The 22,933-nt window shown below is 53.2% G+C and carries 20 protein-coding genes and 1 pseudogene; 3 read left to right on the top strand and 18 right to left on the bottom strand.

All coding sequences use genetic code 11. The features are described 5' to 3' along the window. A pseudogene (locus tag ABYA77_RS12270) lies at positions 1 to 1,067 on the bottom strand (hypothetical protein); the annotation flags it as partial. A gap of 191 nt (positions 1,068 to 1,258) precedes the next feature. Here ABYA77_RS12270 and ABYA77_RS12265 point away from each other — a divergent pair. Next, a complete protein-coding gene (locus tag ABYA77_RS12265) occupies positions 1,259 to 1,417 on the top strand; it encodes a hypothetical protein (protein ID WP_372966264.1) in 159 nt (52 codons plus the stop codon). A gap of 105 nt (positions 1,418 to 1,522) precedes the next feature. Here ABYA77_RS12265 and zapE read toward each other — a convergent pair whose 3' ends face one another. The 16 genes from zapE to ABYA77_RS12185 form a co-directional block, all read right to left on the bottom strand. Next, the gene (gene zapE / locus ABYA77_RS12260; RefSeq protein ID WP_372966265.1) at positions 1,523 to 2,644 is read right to left on the bottom strand and encodes a cell division protein ZapE; all 1,122 of its coding nucleotides are present in this window, start codon (positions 2,642 to 2,644) and stop codon (positions 1,523 to 1,525) included. Continuing rightward, on the bottom strand, positions 2,644 to 3,522 hold the full coding sequence (locus ABYA77_RS12255; protein ID WP_372966263.1) for a F0F1 ATP synthase subunit gamma: 879 nt from the start codon (positions 3,520 to 3,522) through the stop codon (positions 2,644 to 2,646). The genes zapE and ABYA77_RS12255 overlap by 1 nt, the downstream gene beginning before the upstream one ends. Next, positions 3,506 to 5,110, bottom strand: a complete 1,605-nt coding sequence (locus ABYA77_RS12250; RefSeq protein WP_372966262.1) for a F0F1 ATP synthase subunit alpha — start codon at positions 5,108 to 5,110, stop codon at positions 3,506 to 3,508. Before ABYA77_RS12250 ends, ABYA77_RS12255 begins: the two co-directional genes overlap by 17 nt. A 52-nt stretch (positions 5,111 to 5,162) precedes the next feature. Then, positions 5,163 to 5,918: a F0F1 ATP synthase subunit B gene (locus tag ABYA77_RS12245; RefSeq protein WP_372966261.1), complete on the bottom strand. Its 756-nt coding sequence runs from the start codon at positions 5,916 to 5,918 to the stop codon at positions 5,163 to 5,165. Positions 5,919 to 5,926: 8 nt separating this feature from the next. After that, a complete protein-coding gene (locus ABYA77_RS12240) occupies positions 5,927 to 6,205 on the bottom strand; it encodes a F0F1 ATP synthase subunit C (RefSeq protein WP_372966260.1) in 279 nt (92 codons plus the stop codon). Next, on the bottom strand, positions 6,202 to 6,900 hold the full coding sequence (locus ABYA77_RS12235; RefSeq protein WP_372966259.1) for a F0F1 ATP synthase subunit A: 699 nt from the start codon (positions 6,898 to 6,900) through the stop codon (positions 6,202 to 6,204). The genes ABYA77_RS12240 and ABYA77_RS12235 overlap by 4 nt, the downstream gene beginning before the upstream one ends. Next, on the bottom strand, positions 6,900 to 7,214 hold the full coding sequence (locus ABYA77_RS12230; RefSeq protein ID WP_372966258.1) for an ATP synthase subunit I: 315 nt from the start codon (positions 7,212 to 7,214) through the stop codon (positions 6,900 to 6,902). Before ABYA77_RS12230 ends, ABYA77_RS12235 begins: the two co-directional genes overlap by 1 nt. After that, complete coding sequence (locus ABYA77_RS12225; RefSeq protein WP_372966257.1) at positions 7,211 to 7,513, bottom strand: AtpZ/AtpI family protein; 303 nt, start codon at positions 7,511 to 7,513, stop codon at positions 7,211 to 7,213. Before ABYA77_RS12225 ends, ABYA77_RS12230 begins: the two co-directional genes overlap by 4 nt. Further along, entirely contained in the window at positions 7,510 to 7,923 is a 414-nt protein-coding gene (locus tag ABYA77_RS12220; protein WP_372966256.1) for an ATPase, read from the bottom strand. The genes ABYA77_RS12225 and ABYA77_RS12220 overlap by 4 nt, the downstream gene beginning before the upstream one ends. Beyond that, complete coding sequence (atpD, locus tag ABYA77_RS12215; RefSeq protein ID WP_372966255.1) at positions 7,920 to 9,299, bottom strand: F0F1 ATP synthase subunit beta; 1,380 nt, start codon at positions 9,297 to 9,299, stop codon at positions 7,920 to 7,922. Before atpD ends, ABYA77_RS12220 begins: the two co-directional genes overlap by 4 nt. 14 nt (positions 9,300 to 9,313) lie before the next feature. Further along, positions 9,314 to 10,237: a carbamate kinase gene (gene arcC, locus ABYA77_RS12210; RefSeq protein WP_372966254.1), complete on the bottom strand. Its 924-nt coding sequence runs from the start codon at positions 10,235 to 10,237 to the stop codon at positions 9,314 to 9,316. Between the two features lie 33 nt (positions 10,238 to 10,270). Next, a complete protein-coding gene (locus ABYA77_RS12205; protein WP_372966253.1) occupies positions 10,271 to 11,272 on the bottom strand; it encodes an ornithine carbamoyltransferase in 1,002 nt (333 codons plus the stop codon). Between the two features lie 18 nt (positions 11,273 to 11,290). Continuing rightward, positions 11,291 to 12,520: an arginine deiminase gene (locus ABYA77_RS12200; RefSeq protein WP_372966252.1), complete on the bottom strand. Its 1,230-nt coding sequence runs from the start codon at positions 12,518 to 12,520 to the stop codon at positions 11,291 to 11,293. 14 nt (positions 12,521 to 12,534) lie between these two features. Further along, on the bottom strand, positions 12,535 to 14,031 hold the full coding sequence (locus ABYA77_RS12195; RefSeq protein ID WP_372966251.1) for a YfcC family protein: 1,497 nt from the start codon (positions 14,029 to 14,031) through the stop codon (positions 12,535 to 12,537). A gap of 201 nt (positions 14,032 to 14,232) precedes the next feature. After that, positions 14,233 to 15,036, bottom strand: coding sequence for an ethanolamine ammonia-lyase subunit EutC (gene eutC, locus ABYA77_RS12190; RefSeq protein WP_372966250.1), 804 nt, complete (start codon positions 15,034 to 15,036; stop codon positions 14,233 to 14,235). Between the two features lie 11 nt (positions 15,037 to 15,047). Continuing rightward, a complete protein-coding gene (locus tag ABYA77_RS12185; RefSeq protein ID WP_372966249.1) occupies positions 15,048 to 16,433 on the bottom strand; it encodes an ethanolamine ammonia-lyase subunit EutB in 1,386 nt (461 codons plus the stop codon). 201 nt (positions 16,434 to 16,634) lie between these two features. Here ABYA77_RS12185 and zigA point away from each other — a divergent pair, with 201 nt between their 5' ends. Together zigA and ABYA77_RS12175 are read left to right on the top strand one after the other, a co-directional pair. Further along, entirely contained in the window at positions 16,635 to 17,837 is a 1,203-nt protein-coding gene (gene zigA, locus ABYA77_RS12180; protein WP_372966248.1) for a zinc metallochaperone GTPase ZigA, read from the top strand. An 87-nt stretch (positions 17,838 to 17,924) separates the two neighbouring features. Then, the gene (locus ABYA77_RS12175) at positions 17,925 to 18,905 is read left to right on the top strand and encodes a GTP-binding protein (protein WP_372966247.1); all 981 of its coding nucleotides are present in this window, start codon (positions 17,925 to 17,927) and stop codon (positions 18,903 to 18,905) included. A 67-nt stretch (positions 18,906 to 18,972) separates the two neighbouring features. On the opposite strand, the gene ABYA77_RS12170 is transcribed toward ABYA77_RS12175, so the two are convergent. Further along, on the bottom strand, positions 18,973 to 22,933 hold a 3,961-nt coding region (locus tag ABYA77_RS12170), incomplete at its 5' end, for a hypothetical protein (RefSeq protein ID WP_372966246.1).

Raw genomic sequence — 22,933 nt, 5'->3', positions numbered from 1 at the left:
TTAGTGTCCAGATACATACGGTTCGGCAATTCCTGCTCACGTCTCTGCATCAGAACCAGATCTCTGAGCGTAGTGAAGATTTGCCTTGGGTGCAGGTCAAAACGCCAGCTACTATTTTTCTCTGAGCTGCTGGTTTTGATCTCAACCATACGAATACGTGATCGAATCAGTACCACGGCAATAGCCGCAAGGCCGGCAGCGCAAACAATGGTAAGCGTCAACAAAGTTCCCGTTCTGAAAATCGGTTCAATAGATGGCAATAGCTCAATAAAAGCTACGCGGTCTCCAAGCCTCATATTGTCCCAGAATGCAATCCAACCCTGCGCCATCAATACCGGAATAACGATTGCGCCAATAACCACGAGAGCCAGGCCACCACTGGTGTAGCTGTGCAGTTTCGTCATGTTTTCCCGCGCCAGAGGGTTACCCAGCTTTACCCAAACAAGGGCCAGATAGACCAACAGCACCATCTGAAATGCCAGTGAGATAACCGCACTACCAGCTTCGCCCCCATCTGAACCAGCAAACACCATCACGACAACCAGAGAGGCTATCAGAAAGGCGCCCAGAGCAATGAGGCTTCGGGTAATTTTCATAACCAGCGTTTTGGCCGTATTCCGAATAGGCCAAGGAGTAACTATTAAACCAGGAAATACCGAATGCACAGCACGAGCAAACCAACCCTGAGGTTCAGTAAACGTAGGGTTACTTTTGCTCATTAACATATTGTGAATGGTTTGAGCCGTGTAAAGGGTTGGCTCTTTTTCCTGAACGGCTTCCCGAGCAATGTTTTTAGTCAGTGAGGCTGGCGCTGCCCGACCAACGAAAAATCGCATAACCTGAAACAGGCCAACACCCAAGGCCTTGAAACCACCAATCACAAACACACTGCCAATAGCCAGACTCAACCAGGCTTGGGTTTTGTCTGTGGAGAGCAGTGGTTGAATCTGCAGCAAAAGATATACACCTATTGCTGTCAGAACCAGGCCCCGAACAGAGCGGACAAGCCCTTCAAACCGGAAAGGGTTCCGGATATTGAGTTTCTGAGTACCGTATTCAAACGCCATGCATCAGTTCCTTAACGAATTTTCAGGATGTTTTTCGCCACGGAAGTCTAACGCAAACCGACGACCATGGGAGGGGATCGAACAATTAAATCATCTGCGCCGTAACAAATGGGCCGGTCGAGCGTCTATAAGGTAACAGCAACGATACAACTTGGTTTGCTGCCACCACAAAACTGAAAAGAGGAACGATTATGAACAAAATCACTTTAATTCTGGTCTCTGGTCTATTCGCATTGTCTGCCACCACGGCACTGGCCATGGATGGTCAAGCAGACCGATTCAACGAAACCAAGAGCTATCCAGACAAAACCCTTGTTGTCGCAGCCGACATAAATAGCTCCGCACAATAATTAAACACACAAACCATACAGCAGCGGGTCAACCGCTGCTCCCCGCTTTTCCTGGCTTTCAAAGCTCGTTTAACCATGCCTTTCTGAAGCGACAGGGGCGCCACCTCAAAATTGCCAGAAGCCACCAAAACGCTGCAACTGCATTTCCTGCAAGCGGCTAAGTGTGCGTCGGAATGGGAAGGCCAGAGCGCCTTTAGTATAAAGTTCATCCATAGGCACAGCCGCATCCAGATATAGCGGAATACCCCGGTCATAGCATTCATCAACCAAAGCGATAAACCGGCGAACACCATCATCCTGATGAGATAAAGCGGGCAACTTTCGATCTCCCGCTTTGACTTGCGTAACACCATCTTCTGTACCGCGGGCTATCGCCACTTGCTGTCCGCCGCCAGTAAGCCTGGGCACGTCACATAAAAACACATGAGAAAAGCGGTCACACAGATCGATAAAATCCTGAGCCGCCAGCTTCTGCTCGCAAAGATCAACATACCGGCACCACAAAGCCTTTTGGCTACGACTCACCACGCTTATCTGCCGATGTCCCAGAACCAAGGACTCTGTATGAGTCTGCTCGCCCTCATCGAGCAGTTCAGCATATGAGGCTGCCAGAGCCTGCGGATTATTCACCCAATAGCGCTGTTTGAGTACTCCGGGGTGAAGCCGGTGATCTTCTCCCCCATCCACACTCAGTACCTCCATATTCTGCTTGATTGCGACAATAGCTGGCAGCAGGCGCTCACGATTGAAGCCGTCTTTATATAATTCATCTGGCGGTTGATTAGATGTTGCTACCACGACAAGCCCTTGTGCAAACAGATGCTGAAACAAACCACCCAAGAGCACAGCATCACCAATATCATTCACAAACAATTCATCGAAGCACAGCACCTGCACCTCCGCAGCCAACTCCTGCGCGAGAAGGACAAGCGGGTCCTGATGACCACTCAACTGGAACAACCGTTGATGAACCCAACGCATGAAGTGATGAAAATGCTGCCTTCGCGCAGGTACGGTTAAAGCCTGATGAAAGCGATCCATTAACCAGGTTTTTCCACGACCGACCGGGCCCCAGAGATACACCCCCTGAATACCCAACTCGCCAGACTGTAATTGCTCATAGCAACGCTGCAAGCATAGAACGGCCTGATTTTGAGCAAAATCGTTTGAAAACCCTGAGGCCAGCGCTTTTTGATAGGCACGATAAGGGGAAAGCACCGTCTGAATCACCTCCGCTTCTTTAGCGCCTCAAAACCAATAATGACATCCATCAACTCATTCGTGATTTCCGTCTGGCGCACCGTTCTCAACTCACCTTTCACGGCCTCAATACGCTCATCCACTGACTGTTCGGCCTGTTGCATTAACGCCAGCCGTGCCGAGTTTTCGGTCACCATAGCTTCGGCAGAGGCGCGGAACACACTCGCGAAGATGTGGCTTCGGATCAGGGAAGACAGAAGGGCTTCGGCGTTCATGGTGTAATCCGGAAGCGAGCGTGAATCCCACCGTTTTTTACGTGTTAACAGAGACGGCTCCAATGGCAGAAGCCTTGTCGTAATAGGTTCACGAGCTCCGCGTTCACCGCGCTGAGTAAAAGCCAGCGTGACGGCCAGGTTATGCAGCGGCTGGCCCTGGCTGAAGGTGCCTATGCGGGCAACAATATCGCCAGCCAGGCGACCAACGCCTTCAGCCGAAGCCGGTGGTAGCAAAACAGCCTCCGGCACCAGGCCCTGATCACTCAGCGCATCATTCATCTGCGCGCCGATACAGAGAACACGCTGCCTGTTTGCGGTTTGTCCCTGACAATGTTGCATAACTACTCCTGCGAGCACTTCATTATAGTTTCCGCAGAGCCCATGGTCGGAGCCAAATACAATCACCAGATGCTCAAGCGAGTCTTCCTGACGCAGATGGATATCACCTGTCCGATGAGCAAAGGCAGCAAAGCCTTGAAGTATCGTCTGGTGATAGGCCTCAATTGAGCGGGCTGCATGCTCATAGGGGGCCGCGTTAATCGCAGACAGGGTTTTCATTGTGTGCACGATACCGCGAATACTGGTCAGGGTATCACTGTGCCGGGTAAGCGCCTCAAGCGTCTGAGCCATGACGGCTGACCTCATGTACGCTGAGCGTATGAGTGGCAGGGCTCGCAGAAAGTACGGTGTGAGCGATGGTCATAATCCGCTTACGGTCTTCCTCGTTCAGAGCTTTGTTTTCACTGATCCGTTCGTCTATAAACTCAAATCGGTCTTTCCCTACGGCACGGATACGCGCAATAGCATCGATCAACTGCTGCTCAGACAAGGCATCGAAAAGACCTTCCATCGCAGCAATCAAAACCACCAACTGCTCGGCGGCAGGCATGGGGTCACGCTCACCTTGGCGCAGAGCGGTGCGAACAGCAGTACCCCGGGCCAGGCGGGCGCGAGTGGCATCGTCCAGGCGGGTACCGAAGCGGGCAAAATCTTCCAGTTCTTCGAACTGCGACAGAGTGACCCGCAAGTTACCAGCCACTTCACGCAGTGTTCTGCTCTGGGCCTTACCGCCTACACGGGAAACAGACAGGCCCAGATCAACGGCAGGAAACTGATTCTTACGCACCAGCCTGGGTGACAGGTAGATCTGCCCATCGGTAATAGAAATCAGGTTGGTGGGAATGTAAGCCGACAGGTTTTCTGCCTGGGTTTCCACCACCGGCAAAGCAGTAATTGAACCGCCACCGGCTTCTTGATTAAATTGCCCGGCCCGCTCCAGCAGACGAGCATGTACGTAAAAAATATCACCAGGGAACGCTTCACGCCCCGGTGGTCGGCGTAACAGTAGCGACAATTCGCGGTAGGACTGGGCATGGTGTGTAAGGTCATCAAAAATCACCAGCACATCCTCACCCTGATCAGAAAAATACTCCGCCATAGCCATCGCGGAATAAGGTGCGATATATGCCAGCCCCGGCGCTTCTTCATCGCCTGCCGACATAACGATACTGCGGGCCATCATGCCGCCCTTTTTCAGCGCGTCAATAACATGGGAAACAGCATCGCCACGTTGGCCAACGGCGCAATAAATACAAATAACGTCCGAACGCGCCTGATTAAGTATGGTGTCTATAGCAATGGAGGTTTTACCCGTCTGACGGTCACCTATAATCAGCTGCCGCTGGCCCAGGCCAACAGGTACGGCGGCATCAATGGCTTTGATACCTGTCGCCAGTGGCCGGAAAATAGCCGACCGGCTAAGAATCCCCGGAGCTTCTGCCTCAATAGACGCTTCTGCCACAGCGGAGATAGTTCCCAAACCATCTCTGGGGTGCCCCATGGCATCGATGACACGCCCGAGCAATGCCGAGCCAACCGGTACACTCACAACCTTACGAGTCCTCCGAACGTCCTCCCCCAGAGTAATGAGTTCAGAAGGGCCCAGAAGAATCACGCCTAGCCGTCCCGGTTCCAAATCCAGCACTATGCCCTGAACACCACATTCAAATGCCAGCAACTCATCGGCCAGTGCGCGGGCAAGGCCGGTCACCACAGCCACGCCATCACCCACTTCGGTTACCTTACCAACTTCGGTCAGTACCGGAGCAGGAGCCGGCGTTGCCAGCAAGCTTTTTCTCCATGCTTCGAATTGCTCGGCTGAGTGCAATTCAGCGTGCGCTTGAGGTTGGTTTTCAGGATCACTGGGACCGTGGGTCATAACCTATTATCTGTCCTTTTGAACACTGACGGATTCAGACGCCGCCACCAGGTTAAATTCGCCCTGAAACGCCGGCAGCGATACGTTCACTTAGCAGCGCATCAAATTCTTCGGTGTAGCTGTCGACCGTCCAGGCAACCTGAGCACCGCCAACCCGCAAAATCAGCCCAGGCGCTTGTTGTGGGTCAGTTTCAAAACGCAGCACGAGGCCTGGAAGCAGGCTGTTAACATCGGCCTGCAACAGTGATTGTGCTGCCTCGGGCAATATTTCCCTGGTCGTTGCTACCGCTTCCTTGGTGTCACCGGCGGCTTCGACAAGCTCGCTCGCAATGGGCCGCAACCGGGCGCAGACATGACGAACAATGGCCTCTTCGAGCGATTCATCCGCCAGGTCCCGAAGCGCCTTCCGGGTAAGCTCCAGCAGAGTTTCTTCCCCCGCTCGCTGCAATTGTGCGGTGAACTTCCGACGTTCACGCTCAAGGTGTTTGTGCCAATCTCGCTGTTCCTGTTCCAGCTTGGCCCGCGCCTCAGCCAGCAGGCTGTCGCGCTGGCCTTCTGATTCACGGAGTGCCTGCCTGACCACAGCATCCTGGTCAGACAATAGCTGCTTTTGCTGCCGGCGAAACTCCGCTTCGGCGGCCTGTGCTTTTTTTTCGGCTTCTCCAGCTTCCGCCATACGACGAGTAATTTCAGCTTCGCGGGCATCAATACCCTCAAGAATCGGGCGGTAGAGAAAGCGCTTCAGGAGCCACACCAACACCAGAAAGTTAACGATCTGCGCGGCAACAGTAACCCAGTCAATGGACATGATTAACTCTAGCCTCCTGCGGTCACCTGCACAGCGTCCCAGAACGGGTTGGCGAAGATCAAAATCATGGCTACCACAAAACAGTAAATGGCAGTGGACTCAATCATCGCCAGACTCACAAACAAAGTTCGGGACAGAGTTGGTGCGGCATCCGGTTGCTGTGCAATAGCCGCAATCGCTGCTGCAGCTGCCCGCCCTTCACCCAGAGCCGGGCCGAGAGCACCGAAAGAAACGGTCAGGCCTGCCGTAAACATTGATACGGCTGCAATGATGGCAAGATCTGTCATGGCTTATCCTCGTGTTTGGGCAATTTAGAGTCCGGTTCTGCGGTCGCAGAAGAAATGTAAACCGTGGCGAGCATGGCAAAGATATATGCCTGAATCATACCGGTCAGTAGACCGAGCATATCCATAACCACAGGAAAGAAAAATGGCGCGACAGTCAGAAGAATGGCAGCAATAACGGCACCACTCATTATATTTCCGTATAGGCGGATAGCCAGCGAGATGCCTCGGGAGAACTCACCGATAATATTGAATGGCAACATAATGACCGAAGGCTGAATAAAGGTTTTCAGGTAACTTCCCAGCCCGGCCGACGCAATCCCGAACACTGGTACAGCCACCAGTACAGACAAAGCCAATGCTGCAGTGGTTGACAATGAGGATGTTGGCGGTGAAAACCCAGGGATGACCAGCATCAGGTTGGATAAAGCAATGAACAGAAACAAAGTTCCCGCAAAGTACATTACGTGGCGTGCCGAACTCCGGGTAACTTCTTCAATCTGGCTTTGAATCAGTAAAACAATCGTTTCCAATGCTGTCCGCCAACGATTAGGTGGTACATCCGGGCGCAGGTTTCGGGTGACCAGCATCGACAAACCCACCAGCACTGCCATCACAATCCAGGTATTTACAACGGTGGCGTTAAACTCCCAGCCTGCCAATGTAAAAACCACCATGTCATCAGGGGTAAGCTGCATTATGCGCTCTCCTGTGTTGCCGTACCGGGGACTTTACTCACTCTGGCCCAGAATACAGCACCCAGCCGAACCAGAAAAAATGCCACGGCATAGCCGGCAATGGTCCAGTTACTTTCATAAGAAGCAGTAAGCGCAAAGCCAACCGCCAGCAGGATTGAGATCCTGCAGAATGAGCTGGCCATCAACCAGAGCCCTGCCCGGTCAGAAGCCAGTGCACGCTTCATACCCCACGCCAGCCCGACAAAAAACAACGCGCTGACGGGCAAACCAACAGAAAACCCCATCAGTACCGCATGCCAGTCAACTGTTATCACCGTTTATCTCCCCTCTGATCCGGCCCTTCTTTTTCGATCCAGCCCCAGGCAATAAAACTACCAATAACGACCCCGCCCAAAATCAGGGCGATAGGCCAGGAAAAGTTTTGCGGTGCCACCTTGTTCAGCCATAGCCCCAGAAATGCACCACCCACGGTGGGTACCGCAACAGACCATCCGATGATTCCGAAAGCTCCCAGCCCACGCAGAGAGCTGAACCCTGGCTCATCACGCGCACGCTTCATGCGTTCAGCACTGAGTCGTATATCTTCTGCAGAGCGATCATTTTTCAAGCTCATACTGTCGGTTTCCGCAAATCACCAAAGCGCCGGACTATACCTGCTTCCAGCCGGGACAGAGCAGAGCGTGCCACACGCTCACTTTCATCCACCTCGATAAAGGCGGCTTGCATGGTTTCGTTCAGGGAATCGAGATCCTTTCCCTGAACACCACGGCGTATCGCTATGTCTACGTGGTGACCTTTTTTCATCAGTACGCCCTCATCGATGCCAAAGAACATCTCTGTTCCATCGGTTGAAGTGAGTATCAGTACTGAGGGCACTAGTGCTGTTACAAAATCAGTATGGTTTGGAAGCATGCCGAAAGCACCATTCTGGGCCGTAGCAAATAGATGTCGCACCTGCCCCTCAAACAACGTTCGGGTTGGCAGTCGCAGGGTTACGCGCATGGTATCGGCAAGGCTCATCATTTTTTCTCCAGATCTTCCAGAGAGCCGATCATGTAATAGTCGGTTTCGTTATCGTGAAATTCGGTCTGATTAAGAATTGTTTCGCAACCATCCAGAGTATCCTTGATCGACACCCTCCTGCCACTATCGCCGGTCAATACGCCCACGGTGAAAAAGGGCTGTGTAAGAAAACGTTCGAGGCGTCTCGCACGTGCTACTGTAGCCCGATCGGAAGCTGACAATTCCTCCATGCCCAGCATCGCAATGATGTCACGCAGGTCTTCATACTCAGCCAGAGTGCGGCGTACGGCTCGCGCAATGTCGTAATGACGCTGTCCAACGATGGCCGGCGTCAGCATAACGGAGGCTGAGGCAAGCGGATCAACAGCCGGGTATAACCCTTCACTCGCACGCTTACGCGAAAGTACCACAGACGCCGAAAGGTGCGAGAAGATGTGAGCTGCTGCTGGGTCGGTGAAGTCATCTGCCGGCACGTAAACCGCCTGGATAGAGGTAATGGCACCATTTCGGGTAGACGTAATACGCTCCTGCAGTGTTGCCAGCTCGGTGGCCAGGGTGGGCTGATAGCCAACCCGTGAAGGCATACGCCCCATCAGTCCGGAGACTTCCGAGCCTGCCTGTACAAAACGGAAAATATTGTCGATGAGCAAGAGTACATCCTGCTTTTGCTCATCGCGAAAATACTCTGCCATGGTGAGCGCGGATTTGCCCACCAGAAACCTGACACCCGGGGCTTCATTCATCTGCCCGAACAGCATGACGGTTTTATCCCGGACGCCTGCGTCGCCCATCTCACGGTAGAGTTCTTCTGCTTCCCGCGAGCGCTCGCCAATGCCACAAAACAGGCTTACGCCCTGATAATGCTGAACTGTGTTGTTGATCAACTCGGTGATCAACACGGTTTTTCCTACCCCGGCGCCGCCAAACAGCCCAGTCTTGCCACCGCGCTCAATTGGTGACAACAAATCTATCGCCTTGATGCCGGTCTCAAGAATGTCGCTGTGTATGACCCGGTCTTCCAGCGCCGGAGGGGCCTGGTGAATGGAGCGTCGAATGCTGGCCGCAGGTGCAGGCTTATTATCAATGGGCTCGCCAAATACGTTGAGCATTCGCCCAAGCACGGTATCGCCTACCGGAACCTGAATCGGCAACCCGGTAGCTCGCACCGGCATACCGAGCCCCAGCCCCCGTACGGGAGCCAGGGCCATACACCGCACTGCGCCATTGTCCAGCAGAGAGGCGACTTCCAGAGCCAAATTACCAGCATAAAGAAGATCCTGAATTTGCGGTGAGGTTCCGGGGAACTTTACATCCACGACGCCACCGCGAATTCCGACAATCTGCCCGACACTGTCAACAATCTGGTTTGACATCATTATGTGCCGCTCAATCAGGCTTTGCTCCCGGCAGTTTTGGTAATAAGCGTGCCGGCACGCCCATCCAGAATATCCAGAGCGTCTTCAAGTCGACCAATTCCGCTGATACCTCCCGACTCCGCAAAATCACAGGCTGCCGTCACTTTAGGGCCCATGGAGCCCGCAGGTACATCCAGAGCCCTCCCCTGCTCCGGAGTTACGCTACGCACCGGAGCTGCATTTGGTTTTCCAAAATCACGATACACCGCGTCGACATCGGTAAGCAGTAACAAAGCATCAGCACCGAGCTCCCGTGCCAGCAGGGCACTGGCGGCATCTTTGTCAATGACCGCCTCAATACCGATCATGCTGCCATCTTTACGACGCAGTACCGGAATGCCGCCACCGCCAGTACAGATGACCACCACGCCCTGATCCAACAGCAACTTCAATACCCGCATATCAGGTATTTCCTTGGGTGCCGGTGAAGGTACTACCCTGCGCCACTTGTCACCATCGGCAGCAATGTGCCAGCCGGCGGCCTCAGCCCGGGACTCAGCCTCGGCCTTGTCGTAAACGGGGCCAATAAATTTAGTTGGGTTGGCGAAGGCAGGATCATTCGGATCAACCACCACCTGAGTGAGCAACGTCGCCACAGGGCAATCATGGCCCAGAGCGTTTTCCATTTCCTGCTCAATCATGTAACCAATCATCCCCCCGGTTTCCGCCCCTAATACATCCAGCGGATAGGCCTCGTCAGGCTTGTATGCGGCACCTTGCAATGCCAGCAAACCGACCTGAGGGCCATTCCCATGAGTAATAACCAGATTGTGGCCCGCACGCACCAGCTCAACCAGTGACTTTGCCGCCGTTTGTACATTAGCGCGCTGCGCTTCCGCCGTCAGTGGTTCGCCGCGCTTCAACAGAGCATTGCCGCCCAATGCTGCAACAATCAGCATACTGCCCATCCTTTTCAGCCAGTCCCGCCGACATCAGCCACCCAGCGTGGCGACCAATACGGCCTTAATGGTGTGCATACGATTTTCCGCCTGGTCAAATACAATGGATGCCGGACTTTCAAACACTTCGTCCGTCACTTCCATCGCACTGATGCCAAACTCGGCTTCAATTTCCTTACCGACCGTTGTTTCAGTGTTATGGAAGGATGGGAGGCAATGCATGAAACGGGCTCGGGGGTTACCAGTTTTTTCCATTACGGCGGCATTCACCTGATAAGGCATCAGCAGTTTGATTCGCTCACCCCACTTTTCTTTCGGTTCTCCCATGGAAACCCATACATCTGTATAAACAAAATCCACACCGGACACGGCAGCATCCAGATCTTCCGTAATCATGATTCGGGCACCGGTTTCACGGGCGAGAGCACGGGCTTCATCAATAATTGATTGGTCTGGCCAGCATGCTTTTGGCGCGCATAAACGCACTTCCATACCCATTTTGGCACCGCCGATCAGCAAACTGTCCCCCATGTTGTTAGCGGCATCTCCGAGGAAAACATAGGCCACCTCATGCAGAGGCTTTTCAACATGCTCCTGCATGGTCAGAAAGTCCGCAAGGATCTGTGTAGGATGGAACTCATCCGTCAGACCGTTATAAACCGGAACTCCGGCGTACTCCGCCAGCTCTTCAACAACTTTCTGGCCAAAGCCGCGGTACTCAATTGCATCATAGATACGCCCCAGCACCCTGGCAGTATCTTTCACGGATTCCTTGTGACCGATATGAGTGCCCGTGGGGCCAAGATAGGTGACCCTGGCCCCCTGATCGTAGGCAGCCACCTCAAACCCCACCCTCGTTCGGGTGGAGTTCTTTTCAAAGATCAGCGCCAGCTCTTTACCCGTTAGCTGCGGTATCTCGGTACCGGCGTATTTGGCCGCTTTCAGGTCTTTCGACAGTTTCAGCAGAAATCCGATCTCTTGCGGGGTGAAATCCCGCAAGGTCAGGAAATGGCGATTCTTCAGATTAAAAGCCATTATCAGTATCCTCTCCGGTCAGATGGGGTCACGCATTGTGGGGCAGCTCATACAACGCCCGCCGCCACGGCCTCGGCCCAGTTCAGCACCAGGAATGGCCAACACTTCAATACCTGCTGCTTTGAGGGCCGCGTTGGTATCATCGTTCCGGTCATAACCGACAACCACCCCTGGACTTAGCGCCAGGACGTTGTTGCCATCATTCCACTGCTCTCGTTCCCGTTCAGCCGGGTCGTCACCACCGGTGGCAACAACTTCCAGAGATTTATAGCCAAGTACATCTGCAACCACATCAAACAACGGCCGGGAATCCTGACGGAATGACAAATGTTTATCGCCCGCTCCCGGAGTAAGGTCGTAACAGACCACTTCGTCCGCAACTTCTTTGAAGGCAGTGACAACATTGCCACCGCAAAAAGTGAAGATAGTATCCAGATGCATGGCCGTGCGGGATTTGGGGATCTGGCAGGCAATGACACGTTCTGCCGTGCCTTTTTCAAACAGTGCGTTGGCCAGCTGCCCAACCGCCTGGGGAGAGGAGCGCTCCCCCATACCCACAAGCACCGTACCATTGCCCACCGGCATCACATCGCCACCTTCCAGTGTGGCAAGACCATGGTCTTTCGTCGGGTCGCCCCAGAGCACATCCACCTTACCGGCGAATTTCGGGTGATAGCGATACACCGCTGTCATCAAAAGAGTTTCAGGTTGGCGCGCGGCCCAGTACATAGGATTAACCGTAACACCGCCGTATATCCAGGCACTGTTATCCCGGGTGAACAGAAAGTTGGGTAAAGGAGGCAGCACAAAGCCATAACGCCCCAGGTGATTACCAAAAAGCCCCGTTGCATCAAATGGCAGATCCCCGACTTCAAGGCCACCGATCAGATATTCCGACAGTTTGCTGCCCGGCAGCTCATCCATCCAGGCGCGCAGATCTGAAATCATCCCTACACCAATGTCATTCCAGGTAATCCGGTGATCAAGAATCCACTTACGGGCCTCCGGAATGTCCAGGGTCTCAGCCAACAAGTCATTCACGTCCAGTACTTCAACACCCCGGGCCCGCATGACGCTGGCAAAGACATCGTGATCCTTCTGGGCCTGTTTGACCCAGAACACGTCATCAAATAGCAGAGCATCGCAGTTTGTCGGTGTTAACCTACGGTGCGCAAGACCTGGGCGGCAGACTATGACCTGCCGCAGTGTTCCACTTTCAGAATGTACTCCAAGCTTATGTTCAGTCATGGCTCAACCCTTTTCTAAATGAATGCGGCTACGCTGATAACTACCGAAATGAAAATGGTCAGAATCAGCAAAAGTGGCCAGATAAATGCTATCCAGCGATCGTAAGACACTCGGCCAATCGCCAAACCACCAACCACCACCGCAAAGGTCGGGTTAATCAGGTTCACAAGACCGTTAGCTGACTGATAAGCGGTTACCACAAGATCACGCCCTACATTAGCGAAGTCTGCCAGAGGCGCCAGAATGGGCATGGACAACACGGCCAACCCTGAAGATGAAGGTACGAAGAAGCTCATCCCTACCTCAATCCAGAACATCAGATTGATAAACGCCAGTTCAGGCAGGCCTCCCAGGGAGGTCTCGGCACTGTGCAGAATAGTGTCGGCAATCATGCCCTGATCCATAATCACCACGATGCCCCGTGCAAGCCCGACAACCAAAGCAACACCGAGAAGATCCTTTGCTCCGTCGACAAAGCTACCGGTGAGCTTCTTCTCACCAAGACGAGCGACGATGCCAATCAGGACTGCAGAACCAAAGAACAGCGCGCCCATGCGAGCCATCCACCAGCCCTGAGACGAAACACCCCAGATCATCAACACGAACGTCGCTGCAAAAATCAAAAGCACTATAATCTGGGTTCTGTCGAGAGTTGAATCCAGAACTTCACCGGCATGCTTGTCCAGAAAGAGCCTGCGATGAGCGTCCCACTGTTTGGCAACCACAGAGCGGGATGGATCTGCTTTTACGCGAAGGGCGTATCGCATTACATAACCCGCACAAATAAGCAGACCACCGATCAAAAGAATAAAACGCACAACAATGCCATCAGTGAACGGAATCTGTGCCGCGTTAGCCGCGATAACCGTGGCAAAAGGATTGATGGTAGAGCCCAGAACACCAATGCCAGCACCCACGAGAATGATAGCCACCCCGGTTACAGCGTCGTATCCGGCCGCCATCATCACGGGGATCAGGATGGCATAGAACGCCAGTGTCTCCTCAGCCATACCATAGGTGGTCCCCCCTATCGCGAACAACGACATCAGTATGGGAATCATCCAGACCTCATGACCTTTGAGATGTCGCATGGCGCTTCGGATGCCCGTATCAATCGCTCCGGTGGCGTTCATTACCCCTAAGAAACCACCGAGGAAAATCACAAACAGGGCCACGTCGATGGCATTGGCCACATAGCTGTCCGGATCATAGAACCCGGATGTGGGAGCCAGCATGATATCCATAAAGCCCTGGGGATTGGGCTCAACTACCTGATAGGTGCCAGGCACAGCAACTTCCCGCCCGACCTCTTCGTTCATCGCCCGATCATACTGTCCGGCAGGAATAATCCAGGTTAAAGCCGCAACAAATATGATCAGCAAAAACAGAATGGTGTAGGCGGTAGGAAACCGCGAGGCTAAATCATGTTCGGGATTATCTGGAGCGTTACTGGTAGGTTGACTTGGTGATTTATCAGAAGGCATTTCAGAGGGATGTTTCGTATCATTCACAGCGCTTCTCCTTGGTTTACACCGAAAGCTATCCGCAAACCCCGTAAAAAGTTCCCGCCTTAACTGCTATTGTTTTTATTCCACCAAGGCGGATCACCCTTTAGGGGTCTTCAGGCTTTAGAGTAGTTGAAAAACGACAAATTGGAATTGAGTTAGAACACTATTAATACTAAAACTACCGATACATAACAGGCCAAGCTGTCACTCCAGCAGGAAGTTGCGGTTTCCATCGCCATCCAGTTCATAGGCCTCTCCTGATTTATCCTTAAGATCAACACCTGAAATTTTTCGCGTGAGCGACTCCTTCACAAGCCACATCAAACGCTCAGCTGCTTCGTCGGGAGTCATTCCGGCCGGGCGAATGTTAGAAATGCAGTTTCGGGCCGCGTCAGTCAGGCCGACACGGGGATTAAACGTGTAATAAACGCCCAGGCTATCCGGCGAACTTAACCCCGGACGTTCACCTATCAGCAAGATCAAAAGCCGACTACCTAACAACTCACCAATCTCATCCCCCACAGCTACCCGCCCCTGTTGCACGATGCAGACTGGAGTCCGGCTTAACCCTTCAGCTTTCAGGCGTTGCGCCACCGCATCTGCGACAATCGCCGCATGGCGCTGTACAGCCGCAGAGGACAAGCCATCCGCGACCACGATAGCTACATCCCGTGCCGGCTGATGAGCGCTAATCTGTTTCAGCATTGCCGCCGATTCAGCATCCAGCCGACGTCCCTTGTCTGGACGCTGAAGATAAGTAGCACGGTCTCGCGCCTGGCTGTGAAGTCGCAGACTCTCCAGGCCTGAATCGGCCAGAGCCTGCTCCAGCGCTGCCACATCCAGCGGAATATGTACGGCATCACGGGCACGAGCATGAGCTTGCTGAAATTCCAGCTGGGGGCGGGTTGGAAGACTGATACCGCTGCGGCCCAGACCAATTCGGGCATCAGTATGACGACGCAGGCCAGACCAGCTATCGGGCGTTACAATCGTACTCTTATCCGTCATAGTCTACCCTCTTACAATCGCCCCTGAAGATGGGCAAAGGGCGCTGGCAGCGCCGCACCACTGGCTAACCGGTTGTCATCATCCCAAATTCCCATCTTCTTCAGCCAGGCAGCGAACTCTGGTGCAGGAGGCTTATTCAGCACTTCCCGCACATACAGCGCATCATGAAAAGATGTCGTCTGATAATTCAGCATGATGTCATCGGAACCGGGGATGCCCATGATAAAGTTGACTCCAGCAACACCCAGCTGAGTCAGCAACGTATCCATATCATCCTGATCGGCTTCAGCATGATTGGTGTAGCAGATGTCACAGCCCATAGGCAGTCCAAGCAGCTTGCCACAGAAGTGATCTTCAAGTCCGGCACGAATAATCTGTTTACCATCATAAAGGTATTCAGGACCAATGAAGCCGACCACAGTATTAACCAACAACGGGTCGAAACGACGCGCAACGCCATAAGCCCGGGCCTCACAAGTCTGCTGATCAACACCATGATGAGCATTGGCTGACAGCGCACTCCCTTGCCCTGTTTCAAAGTACATTACATTATTGCCCACAGTGCCGCGCCCCAGCTCCAACGCTGCCTTGTGCGCCTCGTCCAGAATCGAAAGATTGAATCCAAAGCTCTCATTGGCAGCTTGAGTTCCGGCAATTGACTGGAACACCAGGTCCACCGGAGCCCCATGCTTAATGGCTTCCATGTGTGTGGTCACATGGGTTAAAACACAGGATTGAGTCGGAATTTCATAACGCTGGATCACATCATCCAGTAACTGCATCAACCGGGTCACCGAATGGTAATTATCGGTCGCCGGATTAATGCCTATTACGGCATCACCGCTGGCATACAGCAAACCATCCAACAGACTGGCGGCAACGCCAGCCGGGTCATCAGCAGGATGATTTGGCTGCAATCGCGTGGACAGCCGCCCTTTCAAGCCAAGCGTATTGCGAAACCGGGTTACTACTTCGATTTTCTGGGCTACCAGAATCAAGTCCTGCACCCGCATGATTTTGGCGACGGCCGCAGCCATCTCAGGGGTCAGGCCTGGTGCCAGTTCAGCCAACGCCAGGGTATCGGCATGATCGGAAAGCAACCAATTGCGAAAATCGCCCACGGTCAGGTGCGCGACCGGCCCAAAAGCCTCAGCATCATGACTGTCAATAATCAGCCGGGTAACTTCATCCTGTTCATAGGGGATCAACGCTTCACTCAGAAAACGCTTAAGGGGCACCTCAGCCAGACAACACTGCGCTGCCACCCTCTCGGTCGCATGCTCAGCCGCCACGCCCGCCAGACAGTCACCGGACCGCAAAGGCGTGGCTCTGGCCATCAATGTTTTTAAATCTTTGAAGGCATATCGTGTCTGGCCGATATCAAAATGATAAGTCATCCGATTCACCTAGCAGTTGCCTGATTAGACTGTGCCAGCTTTCAAGGAATAGAGCGAATGAATACCTGCGAGGGCGGCCCTGATACTTACTAAGTCATAGAAGACAGTGCACCAATAATCAAAAAAAGTGTTATGTTATAACATTATTTTCGTAAAGCAGCGTACAATCGCTGATTCGCTAACTCAAAAGGTAGACTGTTAATGAGCCACAAAGACACGCGCCTTCCGGTAACCGTACTGTCGGGATTTCTTGGCGCCGGTAAAACCACCGTACTGAACCACATCCTGAACAACCGGGAGGGAAGACGGGTAGCCGTAATTGTCAACGACATGAGCGAGGTCAACATCGATGCTGCCCAGGTTCAACAGGAAGTCACCCTGAATCGCTCAGAGGAAAAGCTAGTCGAGATGAGCAATGGTTGTATTTGCTGCACACTGCGTGAAGACTTACTGATAGAGGTGCGCAGGTTGGCGGCGGAGGGGCGTTTTGATTGCCTGGTGATCGAATCCACAGGGATTTCAGAGCCGTTGCCGGTGGCAGAAACATTTACCTTCGCAGATGAAGACGGGGTCAGCCTGTCCGATATTGCCCGCCTCGATACCATGGTCACCGTTGTCGATGCCGTAAACTTCCTGAAGGACTATGACCAGGCACAATCTTTACAGGACGCTGGAGAAAGCCTGGGCGAAGAGGATGAACGCAGCGTTGCAGACCTTCTCGTGGATCAGGTTGAATTCAGCGACATCCTATTGATCAGTAAAACCGACCTGGCGGCCCCGGGCGATATCGATCGACTCAACGGCGTATTGCGTAGTCTCAATACAGAAGCAGACATTATCCCTATCGAACACGGAAGCGTGCCTCTGCATAAGGTACTGAATACCGGCCGATTCAGTTTTGAACGAGCGCAACAGGCACCGGGCTGGCTAAAAGAAATGCGAGGTGAACACATCCCCGAAACCGAAGAGTACGGCATTTCGAGTTTTGTATACCGCGCTCGCCGCCCGTTCCATCCGGCAAAATTCTATGAATTTCTGCATCAACCCATTTCAGGCGGTAAGCTGATCCGCTCAAAAGGCTATTTCTGGCTCGCCACACGCCCGGAGTTCGCCGGCCAATGGAGCCAGGCCGGGGGTATTGCCCGGCATGGGTTTGCCGGGATGTTCTGGAAGGCCGTGCCTGAGAACAACTGGCCAGAGGATCCGGAATATCGCAAGGCGATTATGGAGAACTGGGTCGAGCCATTCGGCGACATGCGGCAGGAACTGGTCTTTATTGGCCAGAATATGGATCAGGCCACCATAACCCGCCAGCTGGATGAGTGCCTTCTGGATGAAGAACAACTTATGGCCGGCAAGGCATTCTGGCAAACCCTGAATGATCCCTTTCCCGCCTGGGAGTAATCGAACAAAGCGACGACAGAAGACCCTCTGGTATCGGCCGGGCAAACTCAAAAGGCATATTTTAACAGAATGGAGACACCTCAACTCATGGCAGCTAATCCGACAAACATCCCCACTCACTTAGTGCTTGGCTTTCTCGGTGCCGGAAAAACCACCGCCATTCTGAACCTTCTGAAGCAGAAACCAGAAGGAGAGCGCTGGGCCGTTCTGGTCAATGAATTCGGAGAAGTGGGTATCGATGGAGCCTTTCTATCGAATCAGGGGGTCGCAGTCAAAGAGGTGCCGGGTGGCTGCATGTGCTGTGTTTCCGGGCTGCCTATGCAGATAAGCCTTAACAGCTTGATAAAATTCGCACGTCCTGACCGACTGTTTATCGAACCTACCGGCCTTGGACACCCAGCACAGATTATAGACACTCTGAACAACGAATTTTACAAAAATGTTTTACGCCTGTCCGCATCCGTTTGCCTGGTCGACCCCCGCCGACTGGAAGACAAGCGCCTGCTGACTAACCGGCAATTCCACGACCAGGTCGCCGTGGCAGAGCTACTGGTAGCCAGCAAGGCAGACCTGTGCACAGCCCACCAGCTGGCGCAGTTCGACACCTGGGCGAAGACCTGGCAACCTGCGAAGCGACGTATCGGACACATTCAAGATGGCCAACTCCCCCTTGACTGGCTGACAGGGCATTGCGACAAGTTGCCTTCACACTTTCCCGAAAGCCATCATCATCATCACGACAAAACTCTGCCCGAAAAACCGCCACTGGCCGACGCCCCCTGGCAGCATTACTTCAATACAAGCGACAGCTTTACCAGTATGGGGTGGCGGATTCATCCAGACCTTGTATTTGATCCGATAAAGCTGCAGAGCATCGCCAGCAATGCGGGATTCGATCGTTTCAAAGGAGTGGCACGCACATCCAGCGGCTGGTGGATGTTAAATGCAGTTGAGGGCGCACTGACGCTTCTGGAGGCAGAACCAAGTGATGAATCCCGGATAGAGATCATCAGCCAGGAGCTCGAACCGGTAGAGCTCAATCAGCAACTTCGTTCGGCTCTGGCCTGACAACCCATACACATTATCAGTGGCATGCCCTCTCACCCCGTATAAGGTGGCAAGAGGGCATTAACACTCAGTCAATCAGCGTATTCTGCACCTGCAAAGTGACTGTATCGGTGTCCACCATCGCAGTGTAGATAGTGTAGGTACCGACATTGGCACCCGCTTGCCAGTCACCAGCATCCAGGTTAACCGAGTCGGCATCATCCCCTCTGATGGTCAGCTTGTTATTATCGTCTGTCATATCCAGCACCTCCTGAGCAGTGAGTGTGCCGATGCTATTGGTGCCCATGCCGGTCAGATCGATCGATTCGATATTGGACAGTTTGTCACCCAGATCACTGCCGTTAACGCTTTCGTCAAAGCGGAGCTGAATCGTATCCTCGCCACCGAAGCCGTCGATGCCCTCTCCGGTCCAGAGCAGGGTGTCATCGCCGGTGGTGGAATACTGCTCTGTCACACCGCTGGTACTTATATCTTCCCAGTCGGCCCAGGCAGAAGAATCTCCGCCGGCCGTTTCTGCAGTCTGCGCTCTGACCTGCACGTTGTTTAGATCACCCTTTGCCTGCACAAAGCTCAGGGTTTCCGCCTGTTCCGAGGTCAACCCGCTAAGGGTATAGACTCCCGAGGTTTCATTGTAGGAGACCTTCTCGGTACCGCTGATCAGGCTGCCATCCACATAGAAAGCTGCATGTTCGCCCATGCCGGAGAACTCCAGCGTCAGGCTTTCGGTAGATCCGTCACTAACCCCGACGGATACAGGGTCCTTGAGTTCATGGTTAAGATTAAGATTAATCTTATCGCCTTCTTCACCGAAACTTGGTGTGGGCGCCAAAGTCACACCATTGGCCTTAGGTGAAACCGTGAGGTCAAAGGTTTTTTCAGTGACACTCTCTTCAGTCAGCGCGTTTTCACCGGATGCTACCTGAAGCTTCAGGCCGCTGACCGTACCACTCCAGTACTGGGGTGGCATAATACCGATATAGGCAGGAATTTCCCCTTGCCCTAGCAGCCAGCTGTTGGCCGTACCGTCACCACCGGCGTTATTGGACAAAGCGGCCTCGGTTGCGCTTTCGGCGCTGTCACCCACATAAACCAGGAAGCCGTTGGGGACATTACTCAACAATACCGCACCAAGCGCTTCGGAGCCGTCGCTATCCGAAAGCCCGTTATCCGTCACGGAGAGCTGAATGACGTTGGGTTTGTCTTCTTCCGCTAACTGGCTGGCATTTTCCGCGCCACTGGCACTATCTACAGTAAAATCGTAGCCGCTATTAACCGGATTGATCACACCGGTCTGTACTGCTGTGCCAGTTTTGATTTCAGTCGAACCGTCTTCCTGGCCTTGCGCCCAGGCCGAGAGGCTGACTGAGCCATCCACATAATTCGTCGACGGGCTATAGGTCAGTTCCACAGAAGAGTTCACGTCCGTCACATCGATAACATAATAGTCACCATCCGTAATCCCGGCGACACCACTGACCGAAGAGGTACTCAGGGTCGTTCCACCCTGTTTAAGCACACCTGTACCATCAATACCTGACTCATCCAACTGCAGGTAGAGTTTCCCATCCACCAGCGTCCAGTTGGGATTATCGGCCGCATTGGACAGATTAACGGTAAATACCAGATCGCTGCCTTCATCCACCGCCGGTGCGCTGACACTGATCTCTGGCTTATCACTTACTGGCTGAACGTCAGTAAAGCTTGCATCAACAATTTCTTCATCTCTCAAACCACTGGGCACATAGGTGGTCAGCTTGGCATCAAAATCGAAGCTGCCATCGTGCTTATTCCAGTCAGCAGGCGGAGTTACCGTAATGCTATCCATAAGGGCTTGCAGTTCGCTGTTACCCCCGGTGCCTGAAGCAGTCCACACAGTTTTACCACCGATAACGGTTGATTCCATACCGTTCACAACCGTGCCTTCCGGCAGGTTGGACAAGGTAATATTGAAACCGTTATCGGTAACACCGTCTTCAATCTCGCCATTGAAGGCTTCGATAAGTTTAAAGGCGATATCCTCGGTGGGATCAAAATCGGTTTGCTCCCAAATCTCTATTTTGGCTGGTAGCTGACTGCCCTCACCATCAGCAAAGCTTGTAGATAACCTGATAGTGGCACTATCGCTCCGCAGCTGAGCATTATCGTCATCTTCCGTGGTGACAGTAATAGAGATTTCGTGATCAGTCAGACCTCCCGCTTCCGACTGTACTTTAAGATTAATCGACGGAGTCAGTGCTGAACCAAAGCTGTCATCGGTGATATACAGCCATTGGCTACCGCCGATAAAATCTGCCCCCTCAACGATGACACCTTCCGGCACATTATCGAGCAAGATACGAATCAGCTTCTCGCTGCCATCATAGTCACCGCCATTGATACCATCATTGGTGATATTCAGATTAATGCTTACATCACCAGGTGAGGCCATAGAAATATCACCGGACGTCACCGTGAGATCCGGCTGGTCGGTTACAGGAGCCACACTGACGCTGTAGGTTTGATCCCCGGACATTTCGGATACCGCTGCAACCGTGGCATCGTCACCCGGGTCAGTCACCTCGTAACGCACCGTGAAGCTGCCATCGCCGTGCCAGTTGTCATCGCCCTTGAGGTAGATATTATCCATGGCGGTGCTGTCCAGCTTGTACCAGCCGTCCTCAAGTGTTACTCCAGACTCGGTACCATCAAGCTCACTACCTGATGCGCCATAGGTCAGGGTATAGCCCGTCGCACTATCCAGATCATCCTTGCTGATCCAGACTGCGGTGATGGTCTCCCCGGTTTCACCGTTCTGCTGCTGGGCGCTGAAGTCCAGTTTTGCAGGCGTATCCTCTACCGCAGCAGTGTTCAGGTTCATGGTCGCTTCCGGCGACGGCGTGATTTTGATCTGCACACTGTGCTCTGCCGTGAGCGAATCACCATCGTTCTCGGTGGTCACCGCCGCCAGGGTGAAGGCGGCAGAGGTACCACTGAAGTTGGCTGGGGTGGTGATTTTGACACTGTTCAGATCATCTTGGGTGAATACCCATTCTCCATTGCCCAGTGAGGTTGCACCTTCAACGCCGAAGCCTGCTGGTAAATCCTTTAGCTTGAAGCTAAGGGTTTCCGAGCCATCGGTATCGGTCAGCGAAGGCGTACCATCCAGCAAGGCAGTCAGCATTACACCACCTTCCGTATCGACAGTTTCTTCCTCGAAGCCTTGATCATCGGGGGCGTTGACTGTCACATTCGCCGGGTCTGCATCCCCTTTGGGGGTGACATTGATGGACAGCTTGAACGGAGGATTGGACACACTCTCATAGTCCGTACCATTCACAGTCAGAGTGTCCACAGAAACCGTCTCTACATTCAGAGTAAATGGCTTGTTGGAGTGCTCCGGCGGCGTCAGGGTCATATTAGCGCCCGTATCCGGATCAAAGTCTGTAATTTTCAGACTCCAGGAATCGCCGCTTTTCACCACCTCGTATCCAGTTCCATCTGCCATGGTGCCACTGCCACTATCAGCATTGAAGGTTTCAGTGCCATAGGTGATCACAGCACCATCAGGTATATCACCGATGGTGACATTAAAGGTTTCAGAGTCGTCGGAACTACTGGGCCGGATGGACAGCGGTACACTTTCGTCTTCATTACCGTTAACTCGGGCCGTAACGGTGGTGGTCGGAGTATCGGCTGAAGGTTTGATCAGAACATTAGTCAATTCGGCATGGCCGCTGACCGCCTCGACCGTTTCTCCACCATCATCATCGGTATCCACAGTCACGGCTTGCACGTTGATTCTGAACTGGCCGGAGAAGTTTTCCGGAGCCTTGAATTGCAGGCTATCCAGGTACTCGACCGGTACACGTACGGCATCGCCACCGAAGGTTTGAGTCACCGTGTTACCTGACCCATCAGTGTAACTGAACTGCGAGCCCGCTGGGTCTGTTTGATTACCATTATGGGCTGTCAGTTCAGGGGTCAGTGCAGCAAATAGCTGCTCGTCATCTTCAACATTCCAGCCGGTTTCCAAATTGAAGCCACCCTCT

The organism is Marinobacter sp., assembly GCF_041595835.1.
Taxonomy (GTDB): domain Bacteria; phylum Pseudomonadota; class Gammaproteobacteria; order Pseudomonadales; family Oleiphilaceae; genus Marinobacter.
This window is presented reverse-complemented; position numbering and strand designations above follow the sequence as displayed.

Coding starts and splice junctions, on each gene's coding strand:
- ABYA77_RS12265 (WP_372966264.1), top strand. CDS start 1,259: ATGAACAAAATCACTTTAATTCTGGTCTCTGGTCTATTCGCATTGTCT.
- ABYA77_RS12255 (WP_372966263.1), bottom strand. CDS start 3,522: ATGGCTCAGACGCTTGAGGCGCTTACCCGGCACAGTGATACCCTGACC.
- ABYA77_RS12250 (WP_372966262.1), bottom strand. CDS start 5,110: ATGACCCACGGTCCCAGTGATCCTGAAAACCAACCTCAAGCGCACGCT.
- ABYA77_RS12245 (WP_372966261.1), bottom strand. CDS start 5,918: ATGTCCATTGACTGGGTTACTGTTGCCGCGCAGATCGTTAACTTTCTG.
- ABYA77_RS12240 (WP_372966260.1), bottom strand. CDS start 6,205: ATGACAGATCTTGCCATCATTGCAGCCGTATCAATGTTTACGGCAGGC.
- ABYA77_RS12235 (WP_372966259.1), bottom strand. CDS start 6,900: ATGCAGCTTACCCCTGATGACATGGTGGTTTTTACATTGGCAGGCTGG.
- ABYA77_RS12225 (WP_372966257.1), bottom strand. CDS start 7,513: ATGAGCTTGAAAAATGATCGCTCTGCAGAAGATATACGACTCAGTGCT.
- ABYA77_RS12220 (WP_372966256.1), bottom strand. CDS start 7,923: ATGATGAGCCTTGCCGATACCATGCGCGTAACCCTGCGACTGCCAACC.
- atpD (WP_372966255.1), bottom strand. CDS start 9,299: ATGATGTCAAACCAGATTGTTGACAGTGTCGGGCAGATTGTCGGAATT.
- arcC (WP_372966254.1), bottom strand. CDS start 10,237: ATGCTGATTGTTGCAGCATTGGGCGGCAATGCTCTGTTGAAGCGCGGC.
- ABYA77_RS12205 (WP_372966253.1), bottom strand. CDS start 11,272: ATGGCTTTTAATCTGAAGAATCGCCATTTCCTGACCTTGCGGGATTTC.
- ABYA77_RS12200 (WP_372966252.1), bottom strand. CDS start 12,520: ATGACTGAACATAAGCTTGGAGTACATTCTGAAAGTGGAACACTGCGG.
- eutC (WP_372966250.1), bottom strand. CDS start 15,036: ATGACGGATAAGAGTACGATTGTAACGCCCGATAGCTGGTCTGGCCTG.
- ABYA77_RS12185 (WP_372966249.1), bottom strand. CDS start 16,433: ATGACTTATCATTTTGATATCGGCCAGACACGATATGCCTTCAAAGAT.
- zigA (WP_372966248.1), top strand. CDS start 16,635: ATGAGCCACAAAGACACGCGCCTTCCGGTAACCGTACTGTCGGGATTT.
- ABYA77_RS12175 (WP_372966247.1), top strand. CDS start 17,925: ATGGCAGCTAATCCGACAAACATCCCCACTCACTTAGTGCTTGGCTTT.